7 protein-coding genes and 1 pseudogene are annotated in these 14,524 nt (G+C 44.7%); 5 read left to right on the top strand and 3 right to left on the bottom strand.

What is annotated here, in order from left to right:
- Positions 1-64 precede the first annotated feature (64 nt).
- On the bottom strand, positions 65-2,470 hold the full coding sequence (ppsA, locus tag L3Q72_RS16390) for a phosphoenolpyruvate synthase (RefSeq protein WP_275133234.1): 2,406 nt from the start codon (positions 2,468-2,470) through the stop codon (positions 65-67).
- A gap of 289 nt (positions 2,471-2,759) precedes the next feature.
- Here ppsA and L3Q72_RS16385 point away from each other — a divergent pair, with 289 nt between their 5' ends.
- Positions 2,760-4,982, top strand: a complete 2,223-nt coding sequence (locus L3Q72_RS16385) for a transporter substrate-binding domain-containing protein (RefSeq protein WP_275133233.1) — start codon at positions 2,760-2,762, stop codon at positions 4,980-4,982.
- A 243-nt stretch (positions 4,983-5,225) separates the two neighbouring features.
- A complete protein-coding gene (locus L3Q72_RS16380; protein ID WP_275133232.1) occupies positions 5,226-7,163 on the top strand; it encodes an alpha-amylase family protein in 1,938 nt (645 codons plus the stop codon).
- A gap of 93 nt (positions 7,164-7,256) precedes the next feature.
- Here L3Q72_RS16380 and L3Q72_RS16375 read toward each other — a convergent pair whose 3' ends face one another.
- Positions 7,257-8,522: an ATP-binding protein gene (locus L3Q72_RS16375; RefSeq protein WP_275133231.1), complete on the bottom strand. Its 1,266-nt coding sequence runs from the start codon at positions 8,520-8,522 to the stop codon at positions 7,257-7,259.
- Between the two features lie 1,676 nt (positions 8,523-10,198).
- On the opposite strand from L3Q72_RS16375, the gene L3Q72_RS16370 reads away from it, so the two are divergent.
- The 3 genes and pseudogenes from L3Q72_RS16370 (at position 10,199) to L3Q72_RS16360 (ending at position 13,492) form a co-directional block, all read left to right on the top strand.
- Entirely contained in the window at positions 10,199-10,978 is a 780-nt protein-coding gene (locus L3Q72_RS16370) for a (S)-acetoin forming diacetyl reductase (RefSeq protein WP_275133230.1), read from the top strand.
- A gap of 174 nt (positions 10,979-11,152) precedes the next feature.
- Positions 11,153-11,296 (top strand): annotated as a pseudogene (locus L3Q72_RS16365) (LysR family transcriptional regulator); the annotation flags it as partial.
- 282 nt (positions 11,297-11,578) lie between these two features.
- Positions 11,579-13,492 (top strand): FAD-dependent oxidoreductase, encoded by a 1,914-nt coding sequence (locus tag L3Q72_RS16360; protein WP_275133229.1) that lies wholly within the window; start codon positions 11,579-11,581, stop codon positions 13,490-13,492.
- Between the two features lie 69 nt (positions 13,493-13,561).
- Here L3Q72_RS16360 and L3Q72_RS16355 read toward each other — a convergent pair whose 3' ends face one another.
- Positions 13,562-14,494 (bottom strand): LysR family transcriptional regulator, encoded by a 933-nt coding sequence (locus tag L3Q72_RS16355; protein WP_275133228.1) that lies wholly within the window; start codon positions 14,492-14,494, stop codon positions 13,562-13,564.
- Between the last annotated feature and the right edge of the window lie 30 nt (positions 14,495-14,524).

Genomic DNA, 14,524 nt, shown 5'->3' with positions numbered 1-14,524 from the left:
TGCCAAAAATATGCCAATAATTCGACATCAGGGCCAGCGGAGCGGGCTGCTGGCCCTGGAGCCGCTAACTTCCGGACTCTAAGCCTAAAACCAGATCCGTCATGGTTATAACACTGTCAGGGTTTAATGAGATCGAACTTATGCCTTGCTCCACCAGCCAGGCGGTGATTTCAGGAAAGTCTGATGGTGCCTGACCACAGATACCAACGTATTTGTCCGCTTTTCTGCAGGCTTCAATCGCCAGTTTCAGCATTCTTGTTACTGCTTCATGCCTTTCGTCATACTGGGTTAGCAGACCTGAGTCCCTGTCGACTCCGAGGGTTAACTGAGTCAGATCGTTCGAACCGATAGAGAAGCCATCGCAGTGTTCAAGGAACCTCTCTGCCAGAATGACGTTCGATGGGATTTCACACATGGTATAAAGCTTAAGCCCGTTCTCGCCGCGTTTGAGGCCATTTTTTGCCATTAGTGCCTGAACGGACACAAGATCTTCCGGCGTGCGGACAAACGGCAACATAACGGCAAGATTTGTCAGCCCCTGTGTCTCTCTGACAAACTTAACCGCTTCACACTCAAGGGCAAAACAGTCGGCAAAGCATGGATCAAAGTAACGCCCGGTGCCCCGGAAACCTATCATAGGGTTTTCTTCGTTCGGCTCGTACGCCTGGCCGCCTAACAGCGAACTGTACTCGTTAGATTTAAAATCACTGAACCGGATTATCACCGGCTTCGGATAGAAAGCGGCACAAATAGCGCCAATCCCTTCCGCCAGACGATCGACATAGTATCTGACCGGCGAATCATAACCGGATATACGCTGGCTGATTTTCTGCTGCAGTGAATCATCGAGCTTATCAAATTCAAGCAGCGCCTTTGGATGCATGCCAATCATATTGTTGATAATGAATTCGAGCCGGGCGAGTCCGACACCGTCATTGGGCAGTTGTGCAAATTCAAAGGCCATATGCGGATCTGCCACATTCAGCATCATTTTGGTTTCCGGTCGACGGTTAAAATCGATTTCATGTTCAGAGACGGTAAAAGGAATTGTGCCCGGATAAACGAAACCTTCATCCCCTTCGGCGCAGGAGATGGTCAGTTCATCGCCATCATTAATCACTTCGGTACCATTGCCTGTACCGACAATGGCCGGAATACCCAGCTCTCTGGCGATAATCGCAGCATGACATACCCGGCCACCCCGGTTGGTCACAATGGCGGACGCCTTTTTCATTATTGGCTCCCAGTCGGGATCGGTAATATCAGAAACCAGTACTTCACCTTGCCGGATTTTGTCCATTTCAGAGCAGTCTGAAATCACACAGGCATGGCCTGACGCAATTTTCTTACCGACACTTTTACCAGTGACAATGGGCTTTGTGTTTCCGGAATTATTAAGCTTGTAGCTGAGCAGTACATTACGCGACTGCTGTGAGTGTACGGTTTCAGGGCGCGCCTGCAGAATAAAGAGGCTTCCGGTTTCTCCGTCTTTTGCCCATTCGATATCCATAGGCATATCGCGGCCGGCTTTTTCTGAGTAATGCTCTTCAATAAAAGTAGCCGTTTTTGCCAGTGCTAAAACATCATCGGAAGAGATAGAAAATTCGCTTCTCTGCTTGTCCGGTACCTGAATGTTTTTGGTGGTGACATGATTTGGATCTTTGGCCTGATAAACCATCTTAATGGCTTTATCCCCGAGGTGACGTTTTACTATCGGACGGTTTTCACCCTGTAGCAGGGGCTTAAACACAAAAAATTCGTCCGGGGAAACGCTGCCCTGGACCACGTTTTCACCCAGTCCCCAGGCAGAACTGATAAGAATTAGATCACGGAAACCGGATTCGGTATCAAGCGTGAACATCACACCGGCAGAGCCGAGATCCGAGCGAACCATTTTCTGTACACCAACGGAAAGTGCGACCAGGCGGTGTTCAAAGCCCTGATCAATCCGGTAGCTGATGGCTCTGTCGGTAAACAGAGAAGCCAGAACCCGTTGACTGTAATACAGAACATCCTCGGCACCGGTCACGTTCAGATAAGACTCCTGCTGACCTGCGAAAGAGGCGTTAGGCAGATCTTCAGCAGTGGCACTGCTTCGAACCGCAACATCGGTATTCTCACCGTACTGCTCTTCCAGTCTGGAATAAGCTTCTGTTATCTGCTGTTTCATTTCTGCGGTAAAGCTGCCACTCAGAATCAGCTCCCGGACCTTAGATGCGGTTGACTTAAGTGCGTCAAGATCGTTTTTGTCCAGCGAGTCTAAAAGAGGATAGATCTGCTCTTCTAACTGATTATGTTTAAGAAAATCCCGGTACGCCTGCGCTGTCAGCGCAAAACCGTCGGGCAGCCGGATCGGGCTTGATTTAAGAAGAGAGGACAGCTCTCCCAGAGATGCATTCTTACCGCCAACGATAGGTACATCACTGATAGTCAGTTCATTAAACCAGCGTATATATTGGTTGTTGGCCATGATTTACTCCATTTATTTAACTTTCCCTGAGCCCAGGTTTTTTTCGTAAATCCTGATCTTAAATAACCTGGGGATACTCTTATTAAGTTTAGAACTGCTGCTTCACCTAACAGAAAAATGCGTAAGTTATTTGTTTTTTGTCAATAGTCGGGAAAGGGAGTGACGAATAATCAAGAAATTGAGCGAAAACATACTATTATTAATAGGTGTATCTCTGTGTTTTTGACGCAAAATGAAGGGGCAGACCATCTGTATTGCTAACCGGCTAAAATACTTTTTCAGGACTTGTTTGCACTTAACTTGTCTGCTGTTTGTTACATTTTCTGTGCCTGCACATCAGAACTTAACAGATGAAGCGGACATTATGCGTGACAGCGTAACCGATATTGCAAAGCCTCTGTTAAACTGGTCCGATAAAGAACTCAATTACCTTAGCGCCACTTCAGAGCTGAAATACTGCATAGACCCGCAATGGATGCCAATCGAGAAAGCTCATAAAGGAGAGCATATCGGTATCACGGCCGACTACATTCGCTTGTTTAGTGAGGCGCTGGGAATTCCTGTCAGATATGTACCAACAGCCAGCTGGCCAGAAAGCCTGGATAAAGCCAGAAGCCGGGAGTGCGATATTCTTACCGCAGCAACAAGGACCGAAGAGAGAGAAGGCTACCTGAACTTTACCAAGGCATTGCACAGCTCCCACCTGATTCTTGCCACGGAAACGCATCAGCCCAAGGTTGAGGATATTGGCCAGCTCAGCGGCGTAAAAGTTGGCCTTGTTAAGGGGTATGCCTTCAACAAAAGCGTAAAAAATCAGTTCAGCAATCTGGAGTATGTGGAAGTGTCCAATATCCAGGAAGGACTGACCAGAGTGGTATCCGGAGAGCTGTTTGGCTTTATCGGTGTTTTGAGTACCGTCGGTTATGAGATTCAGCAGAATCATTATGGTGAACTGAAGATAAACAATACCCTTATTCATCACTGGGAAATTGGGATGGCTGCGCGAAATGATCATCCTCAGTTAGTAACAATATTAAATAAACTGATCGCTTCCATATCCGTTGCACAGCGTCAGCAGATATTAAGACGTTGGTTGTCCATCGCTGTGACGGATGAAGAGAGCAACGAATTGACGGTCAGTGAGAGACTGTTCCTGCAAAGGTATCCGGAGGTCAGATTCAGAATTAAGCCAAATCGCCCGCCTTTTGATTTTGTCGTTGATGGCGAAGCTCAGGGTATTGCCGTGGACTATATGAAAAAGATCGCGGAAATTACCGGAATGAAGGCGAAGTTTGTTGTGCATGATTCCAACCCGCTTGAAGCGTATCAGATTATGGAGCAGCCACGATCTGAGCGGATATTTGATGCGATGTTGTATTCGGTTTACAACGAGAAAAGAGCCAAAAGAATCAAGTTTGGAGACGCGTATCTCTCTTATCCAATGATGGGGTTTGTTCATAAAAATGCTCCCCACATTTCGGACCTGAATGATATGGCGGGAAAGACGGTGGCGCTTGAAAGAGGCTTTCTGACCAATGAGTGGATAAGGCGGGATTACCCAAAAATCAATATCATCAATACCAGCAGTACATTTAAAGCGCTGGAGTTGGTGGAGCGGGGAACGGTTGATGCCTATGTGGGCAACCTGGCTATCGCCAACTACCTGTTTTCGAATGCACGACTAAGCGATGTCAAAATAGGGTTTGCTACTAAATACAAAAATATAGACTATCGTTTTGTCGCTCCCAACGACAGTAAAGAGCTGGTTTCAATTTTAAGTAAAGGATACCGGCAGATTTCTGCTAAAGAACATAGTTCAATTCAGCAAAAGTGGTTCTCCCTACAAACCATTGAAAGAACGGACTATACCCTGGTATGGCAGGTTGGGCTGGTGCTAATGGCTGCGCTTGCCGGAGTATTTATCTGGAACCGGGCGTTATCTGCCGAAAAGAGTAAAACCGATGAAGTGCTGGCTGAGTTAAGAAAAGCACAGGCAGATTTACAGGAAAAAAATGAGCTACTTCAGAAGCTGTCGGTCACCGACAAGTTAACCGGTCTGTTTAACAGAGCTAAGCTGGAAACGGTACTGGAGCAGGAGACTAACCGGTCACTGCGCTATACTAATCATAAATTTGGCATCATATTGATTGATGTTGATTACTTCAAGTCCATTAACGATAGTTTTGGTCATCAAGTGGGAGACAGGTTTCTGCAAGAACTCTCTTCGCTCTTTTCCGATAATCTGCGCAAGGTAGATACATTAGGCCGATGGGGAGGGGAGGAGTTTCTGATCGTTATTCCAAATACAGATAAACAAGGCCTGATTACGGTTGCAGAAAATCTGAGAGCCAGAGTAGAGGCAACAGACTTTACCGTCGCCGGAAGGCGAACCTCAAGCTTTGGACTGGCTCTGTTCAGGGAAAAAGACACCATTGAATCTATGCTAATCAGAGCGGATAAGGCGCTGTATCAATCTAAAGGTGATGGCAGAAACAAGGTGACATTTCTGTAGTTTAAGAAGGTTTCCGTAAATAAAGACCGATCACGTTTTTCTTCTTAATATTATCTTAAATATCTAAATATGGTCTTAATTTCATCTTTTCTATTTAACAGGCGTCAAAGCTTGATTAATCTTCTCATAAAGCGTGGTTGCTGCATTTGAGTTGGGTTTTCTCAGTTTGGTTAACTCAATATCAGATGAACTTAAACGTTACAGTAATTTGATAAATTGTATAAGGCTTCGGTAGGTATAACGATGAATAAAGTTCGAGTAGGTGAGAAAGCTCTGGTCAAGGTACTCTCTTCGGTAGAGTTACCACGGCTGACAAAAAAGGATGAAAAAGATTTCCTGCTAAGACTTGAGCAACATTTTCCTGATCTGTTTGACAAACTGTACGAGCTTTACGGTGAAAAGTACGACTTCTTTTTTCACCTGCAGAAGCTGGTTGTAGGTCTGGCAGAAGCATTTTCTGCACGAAAAAGAAAACTAAAGAACATTGATGAGAAATGCCTGAAAGATCCGCGTTGGTTCCGCAATGAAAAAATGCTGGGTATGGCACTATATGTGGATCTGTTTGCCGGAGATCTGAAAAAACTCATCGATAAAATTCCTTACTTGAAGGCGCTTGGGGTGAATTTTGTTCACCTGATGCCTCTGTATAAATCTCCTGAGGGAGACAGTGATGGCGGCTATGCCGTATCGGATTACCGGGATGTTGATCCTAAACTGGGCAATAAAAAAGATCTGACTAAGGTGGCGGACGCATTTAACGATGCGGGTATCAGTCTGGTTCTGGATTTTGTTTTCAACCATACCTCGAATGAACACGAATGGGCACAGAAGGCGTTGGCTGGAGACCCTGCGTTTGAAGACTACTACTATTTCTTTGATGATAAGAAAGAAGTTGATGAGTACAACCAGACCTGTCGTGAAATTTTCCCGACAGTGCGTCGTGGTAGCTTCACCTACCTGGAAGAGAAAGAAAAGTGGGTCTGGACGACATTTAACAGCTTCCAGTGGGATCTGAATTTCTCAAATCCAGAAGTCTTTAATGCCATTACGGGCGAAATGCTGTTCCTGGCGAACATCGGCTGTGAAGGCCTGCGTCTGGATGCTCTGGCCTTTATCTGGAAAGAGAAGTGGACTCAGTGTGAAAGCCTGCCTAAAGCGCACACTCTGATTCAGGCGTTTAACTCATGCCTGCGTATTGTTGCTCCTGCGGTTCAGTTTAAGTCTGAAGCGATTGTTCATCCTGATGAGGTGGCAAAATATATTGGTAAAGAAGAGTGCCAGCTTTCGTACAACCCTCTGATGATGGCGCTGATGTGGGAAAGCCTGGCAACACGCGAAACTAAGCTTCTGACAGCTTCGCTGAAGAAAAGCTTTAAGATTTCGCCAGATTGTGGCTGGGTAAACTATATTCGCTGTCATGATGATATCGGCTGGACGTTTGATGATGCTATCTCAGAGGCTCAGGGGATTAACGGCTATGATCACCGTAAATTCCTTAACCAGTTCTACACAGGCCGCTTTGAAGGCTCTTTCGCAACAGGTGTGCCTTTCCAGGAAAACCCGACCACAGGTGACTGTCGCGTTTGTGGTTCACTGGCATCACTGACCGGGCTGGAAAGCGCTATTGAGTCAGGCGACATTCAGGAACTTAATTATGCCCTGAAGCGTATTAAGCTGATGAACAGTATTAATCTGAGTATTGGTGGTATTCCTCTGATCTATCAGGGTGATGAGCTTGGTATGCTTAATGATTACAGCTATGAGCAGGACGAACATAAGAAAGACGACTCACGCTGGGTGAACCGTCCGGCAATCAGTGATGAAGCGATCAAACTGGCTAATACCGAAGGCACGCCTCAGTACCGTATCCATAACGAACTGAAGCAGATGATTGATATTCGTCAGTCCAACCCTGTATTTGGTGAAGCAGAAACTGAGATTCTGGAAACCTACAGACCACATCTGTTTGCTTATGCAAGACGCCATGAAAATGGTGAGAAGTTCCTGGCTATCTGTAACTTCTCGGAGAAAATTCAGACTCTGCCGTCTTCTATTTGTGACCTTCTGGGCTCAGGCGTTATTGAGGATATGCTGTCAGGCGAAACACTGAAAAGCAAACTTAGCGACTCAGGTGAAATTATCCTGAATGGTTACGATGTGTTGTGGTTGAAAGTGAAATGAATAGCCGTTAACGCAAATAATAAAGTTAAGGTTGTCATCCCCGCGAAAGCGGGGATTTGCACCATTTTCTGTGGTGGCTGTTGTGTATGTTTTTTATCGCTTATCCAGCGAGATCCAGTTGGCCAGTGTGGCAAACAGGTTATCAGGTATTATTGGTTTTCCGATATGATCATTCATTCCCACCTCCAGGCATTTCTGTTTCTCCTGTTCCATTGCATGAGCTGTCATCGCAATAATCGGCAGGTTTTTATGCCGGTCGTTCACTCTGATCTGCCTTGTGGTTGTGTAGCCATCCATTTCAGGCATCTGTATATCCATCAGAACGGCATCAAACAGGCTATCCTCCTGGAGCAGGTCTAACGCAATTTTGCCATTGGCGGCAAGGGTTACCTCAATGCCCTGACTTTTTAGCAGCGCCTTTGCGACCATCTGGTTCACTTCATTGTCTTCGACCAGCAGCACTTTAGTTCCCTTTAGCGCGGATTCTATTGATTCAGGGCTGTGCTTGGCATCAGTCTGATCGCTTTCTGCCGGTTGTTTCTCTGCAACTCTGGTAAAACCGGCAGTAAAGCTAAAGCAGCTACCTTTTCCCAGCTCGCTGGTGACCCATATGGTGCCCCCCATCATCTGAACCAATTTTTTACTGATACTGAGCCCGAGGCCCGTGCCACCATATTTACGGGTGGTTGAGCTGTCCACCTGGTCAAATGCCTGAAACAGCTTCTCCTTACGATCGGTGGGAATGCCTATTCCGCTGTCAATAACCTCAAACCTTAGCTCAACCCGATCTTTACCGGGTAGCGCTATTGTCTTCTCCTCTGCAACTCTGACCAGAATCTGCCCTGTTTCGGTAAACTTAACCGCATTAGCGACCAGGTTAGTCAGGATCTGACCCAAGCGTAGCGGATCGCCGACAAAAGATCGGCCAATCCCAGGCTCTACTTCAATCTCAAACATCAGCCCCTTGCTTTCTGTTTTAAGAGAAAACAGGTCGTACAGCTTCTTCATCACATCATCCAGCGAAAACGCTACCTGCTCCAATTTCAGCTTATCGGCTTCTATCTTGGAGAAGTCCAGAACGTCATCAATAATACCCAGCAGAGAATTTGCTGCACCTTCGATTTTTTGCAGATAGTCCTGTTGTACGGTATCTAACCCTGTTTTTAGCGTCAGACCGGACAGGCCTATGATGGCATTCATGGGCGTTCGGATCTCATGGCTCATATTGGCAAGGAACGCGCTCTTGGTTCTGACCGCCTCTTCCGCTTTCTGTCTGGCTTTTTCAAGCTGCAGGTTGCTTAGCTCCAGTTGCTGGTTGGTGATAGCCAGTTCCGAGGTGATATCTTTTCTATATTTCACCTCATTTATAAGAGCTTTTTCATTATGTTCCAATAGTACCTTTGCTTCGAATTCACTATAACTGCTTTTTTCTGCATTAATCGCAATTATCCATACGATTGTTATTATCAGTAAAGGATTTAATAAATTTGAAATTATAAACAAATCACCGCCTTTCATTATAAAAAGGAAAGGGAGGAAAATAATTGTAGAGACGGTGAATAGCGAGATATACCTGCGGATAGGAGCCGAGAAGACATGAATAACCAACATTGTAGTGATTAAGCCCGCTATAAGAAAACTGTTGAACCTACCTTCCAACTCACCATAGTTCATGTAAAATAAGCCAAGCATCATTATTAGGATGCTATAAACAAAAGCTAGATAGCTATATTTTATAACTCGCTTATTTTCTTTATATTTTGATTTGCTCAATATTAGAAAGGAAATTCCAAATATTATTGGGATTGACCTCCATATTAGAGTGTCCTGACTATATTTAGTCATATAAGCATCTTTGAGATAAAATAAAGGAAGGATTAAAAACACAATAATTGCCAGGTAATACCCAAGCTTTAGTGCCTTTTCATGTAATAATTGTTCATACATGCTCTTAAGTTCTTTACCGTCCATTAAGTCCCCAAGTCCTTACATCTTTCTCTAAAGATGATTCTAACATTACCAGACCGCGCAGAGCGACGCCGCATCGTTAAAAAGGTGCGCAAAAACCAAAGATAGGGGTCAATGCCGCCACGTTAGCTGAGTAAACGTTCTCCATCACATAGCCTCTAAAGTCGTGTCAGCATGGGGAGGGACAAAAGCGCCTTAGTATTAGTACTCTAGTGTGATCTGCTCGGACTATCAGTCGTAAGGTTACGTTGGTGGTTATAATGAACTAAATATGAGGACGATTAAGAATACCCACCCGCAGTTTAACTTCCCACTAATTATCGCACTGAAAAGTATCATACCTTTCGGTGCGATAATTTTTTAGCATCAGCAAAGCGCAATGCCTTGAGATCAAGGTTGCTTTTTCTTTTGATTATTCAACTGTACGAGGTGTACATATTTGTGGTAACAAGTCGCCAAGAAATTGTCCTCCTTGAATTACCACGGAATCTCCCAACGTAGTGACCATTTAGAGCCAGATCCTACTTGCCCATTCCGAATTATTTTTCGGCTTGTTCCGGTGTTATCACAACTACGGTTCTGTCATTTCCAGATCTTTGTTGTGGGTTTGGGCTCACTCCGGGACAAAAGCACCTTAGAATTGAAGCTCTAAACAGCTTTTGCCCCAAAACGAGATGACTTGGATTTCAGCCGATAAATTCTGCCCCTGATTTATCGGCATTGTCTGAAGGAACAGAGGCTAAGACAAGGTGAAAGCTTTCTCCCATTTTTTGTCATCCATTAACACTTCTTTTCCAGGCCAATGCTGCATAAGCATACAAGCTTACTTGGGGCCATAAAGCGCTAATTAGCGAGCTAGTCTTCTAGGACGAAATCTACCCACGATATTAGTTTTAGTATCTCAAAAAGCGATTTGCCTCCCTGCGACTTTAACGAGAGTAAACAGTCCTTAATTATTTAAAAATTTTTAATAGTCCCTTAAAAATACCCTTGTTCATCCTTCGACAAACCAGTGCTACCGTGTTTTCAGTTAATAAGATTATTCAAAATAAGATTAAGGAAACAAAATGGTAGCAGAGAAGAAGGTTGCATTAGTTACTGGTGGTGGTCAGGGTATCGGTGAGGCAATTTGTAAGCGCTTAGCTGCAGACGGTTTTGCAGTTTCAGTTGCTGATCTGAAGATGGAAAATGCTGTCAAAGTAGCGAGTGAAATCAAAGAAAATGGTGGTACTGCTATTGCTGTAGAAGTTGATGTAGCAAACAGAGACAGCGTTTTTGCTGCTGTTGAAAAAACAGCAACTGAGCTTGAAGGGTTTGATGTAATTGTAAACAATGCCGGTGTTGCACAACCGTCACCGATCGAATCAATTACTCAGGAACAGTATGAATTCACATTCCAGATCAACGTAGCCGGCGTTCTTTGGGGAATTCAGGCAGCCAGTGAAAAGTTCAAAGAGCTTGGTCACGGCGGTCGCATTATTAGTGCTTCATCTCAGGCAGGAGTTGTCGGAAACCCTGACTTAGCACTTTACTGTGGCAGTAAATTTGCTGTTAGGGGTATCACGCAGACAGCGGCAAGAGATCTTGCAAAATACGGCATTAACGTAACCGCTTTTGCTCCTGGCATAGTAAAAACACCAATGATGTTCTCTGTTGCACATGATGTCGCTCAGGCTGCGGGTGAGTCGGACGAATGGGGTATGCAGCAATTCGCTCAGCATGTAACACAAGGCAGACTGTCTGAGCCTGAAGAAGTAGCAGCAGGTGTTGCCTTCCTGGCAGGCCCTGACTCTGCGGTTATGACGGGACAAACGCTTGTCATCGATGGTGGAATGGCTTTCCATTAATAGCAACAAGACTTATACCATCATTTATCTATAAAGAGCAGAAAGCCAGTTATTGGTTTTCTGCTCTTTTTCCTGCTCGCTTCAAATTCAGATTAGTTAATTTGTTTCGACTCAATAATTGTTAACACTATTTCCTGCATACTATATAAATCCTTTCCAGCGGTTGTAAAAACTATGCTTATAGAAGATCTTCAGGTTGTACTCAAGGAGGCCGAGCTCAACTCCATTACGAATGCTGCCGTCAAGCTTGATATCAGTACACCAACAGCGAGTAACGCAATAAAACGAGTGGAAAAAGCGCTTGGTACAGACTACTTCAGATATGCTTGTAGTTTAATTATTAAATACTTTTTAACACAGAATCAAATCCCACACTGTTTATCCAACTTTAGAAAAGTACTACTTTAGTGGCAGAAATATATTTACCTGAGTAGTAACCCGTCTTTAAATATAAATAACTAATCCAGCTCTTCTTCAAAATCACCATTATTAATCTAATTAGCTTTGTCGTTACAGGCCAGGCTACGGAGAAATATTGTCTCTTATTCCGGATAACTCAGGATATCAAAAGAATTTATTAATCATTAAGGTCTTTAACGTATGAAACACTGGAAATTAATGGAACCGATTCAAATCGGTCATAAAACACTGCGTAACCGTATTGTTATGCCACCAATTGAAACACGCCTTTCTAATCCTGATGGCTCTTCCCCACAGGTAATGGCAGACCACTATGAAGCCCGGGCAAAAGGTGGCGCAGGTATGATTGTAGTGGAGAGTACTTTTGTCGATGATAAAGCAAGCCGTGCTTCCCTGGCGTCGTCCAAATTATCTTCAGGACATCATATCGCCGGTAAATTTCTTATCTCCCAGGCAATAAAAGAAAATGGTGCGGTCGCAATTATTCAGATAAACCATGGTGGTCGTCAGTCCGGAGCAGAGGCTAACGATTATCCGGCACGGGCTCCTTCAGATGTTGCCTGCAAAGTGATGCAGCGTGACCCGGAACCATTAAGTGTTGAAGAAATCATAGAGATTGAAGATGCATTCGCAGACGCCGCTCTTCGCGCAAAAATGGCCGGTTTTGACGGTGTTGAGGTTCATGGCGCTCACGGTTACCTGATCATGAATTTCCTGTCACCTTATACCAATAAAAGAACCGATGAGTATGGCGGTACCGAAGAAAAACGAGCTACCTTTGCACGCAACATCATCAAAAAAATCCGTGCAAAAACAGGAGACAACTTCATTGTCGGTTATCGCATCAGTGGTGCAGAATTTGTTGACGGTGGTCTGACAATCGAACACACCACCAATTTTGTTAAGTCTGTTCAGGAAGATATTGATTATATCCACGTTTCTGCGGGTAGCTATGAGTCAATGGCAACACACTTAATCACTTCTTTATATGTTCCAAACGCACCTATTGTCGAATTAGCAGCAGCAATGAAGAAAGCGGTTGATATTCCCGTTATCACCGTTGGAGCACTTAACGCTGAGCTTGGTGAAAAAGCGCTACAAGAAAACAAAGCTGATCTGGTTTCCTTTGGACGAGCTCTTATTGCGGACCCGGAAATTCCTGTCAAGATTATTGAAGATCGCATGGAAGATATTAAGCCATGTATGCGTGGTCATGAAGGTTGTGTTTCCCTTTTCTTCCGTGGTTGTCCAATTCGTTGTGAGATAAACCCACAGGTGGGCCGGGATAAAGCTTACGCCGTAAAACAGGTACTGCATCCACGTAACGTTGTCGTTGTTGGCGGCGGTATGGCGGGCATGGAAGCAGCACGGCTGGCGGATGAAATGGGTCATAAGGTTACGCTGTTTGAGAAAAGTGATAGATTTGGTGGCCGTTTTCTGGAGGCAACTGAGCCGTCGTTCAAACAGGAAGGCCGTGGCGTTCTTGAGTGGTGTAAGACCCAGATTGGTAAAAGCAACGTAGATGTTCGTATGAATCAGGAAGTAACACCTGAGATACTGAAAGAGATGAACCCGGATGCGGTAATTGTGGCAACCGGTTCTGACTATATCCGCCTGCCAATAGATGGAATTGAAAAGGCAGTATCACCAGACAAGATCCTTTTTGATGTGAACAAGGCGAAAGACTCTGTTGCAATCATAGGCGGTGGCCTGATCGGTAGCGAAACAGCGCTTCATGTAGCGGAAAGCAACAAGAAAGTTGGTATCTTCGAAATGCGTGAAGATATTGCAATGGAAGATGATCCTCTTTCTCAGATCACTCTGAAAAACCGACTGGCTGCAAATGAAGTAGATATAGCCACAAATGCTCGTGTAACCAAGATCCTCGATGATGGCGTTATCTTCAGTCGGAACGGTGTTGAGGAGAAATATGAGGCAGAAACTGTAGTATTTGCTACAGGCTTGGCTCCGGTCCCTTCAACACAATTTGAGGGTATTGCTTCTCAGGTATTTAAGATTGGTGATGCAGTTCAGGGACGTAAGATCTTTGAATGCTTCCATGAAGCCTGGAATGCAGTGAGAGATATTCGTTAATCTTTTTTGGTTGACTACAAGAGCTCCGGAAATTTTGTCCGGAGCTTTTTGCTGTTAGCAGTATTCAGCTCAACTATCCAGTATCTGTTTTTCCGTCAAATAGGTAATAAATTCATTGCAGTTTTTCTTGAGCTTCTCTTTGAGTAAACGCGTTGCAGGATTAATTGACTGCTTACATGGCATAACCAGCCATAGCTCTGTCGGCGTTGGTCTGAAGTCTTGCATTACCGGAACCAGGTCTCCGGACAACAAGTCAGCAGATACATCAAGGCAGGATTTTAATGCTAATCCCTTACCATCAATACACCAGCGCCGGACCATGTCACCATCATTAGCAATATGCTTGCTGTTCATCTTGATTTTGTACTCTCTCTTAGCTTTTGAGAAAGCCCACATATCATGAGTAGTATCATGTAACTGGTACAAAACACCTGTGTGAGAAAGCAGGTCGTCCGGGTGTTTTGGTGCCCCGTACTGTTTTAAATAATCTGGAGATGCGCAAAGAACATGGGGAACATCGCAGATCTTGTAACCATAAAGATACTGGTCATCAAGGGCTCCGGCACTCACATAGCGCAGTGCTACATCCACAGAATCACGATAAAAATCGGTCACACTATCACTGAGATTAAGTCTGATGCCTAACTCAGGATAGTCTTGCATTAGCTCGCTGACCCAGGGTGCAACCACATTTCTGCCCAAGTCTGATGAAATAGCAACCCTTAGCTCACCGTCGATAATATCCTGGTCGGCTTTTAGTTGTAGCTTGGCTTGTGCCAGTGTTTGCAGGGCGTCCTCACATTTGGGAAGATAGCGCTCTCCTGCGCTGGATAAACGAAGGTTTCTGGTTGTGCGGATAAATAATTTCGTTCCTAAAGCACTCTCCACCCTTTTCAGAGCTGTGCTGGCTGACGCTGTACTTATATCTAGCTTAGAGGCTGCGGCTGTAATGGAGTTGAGCTCAGCAACCTTAAGTACAAGCTGAAGATCTTCTAAAAGCATAATACTGCTCCGACATAGTAATATGGATAT

The organism is Vibrio sp. JC009 (genome assembly GCF_029016485.1).
Lineage (GTDB): Bacteria > Pseudomonadota > Gammaproteobacteria > Enterobacterales > Vibrionaceae > Vibrio.
Note: the sequence above shows the minus strand (reverse complement) of the source record. Positions and strands in the feature narration are given on the sequence as shown.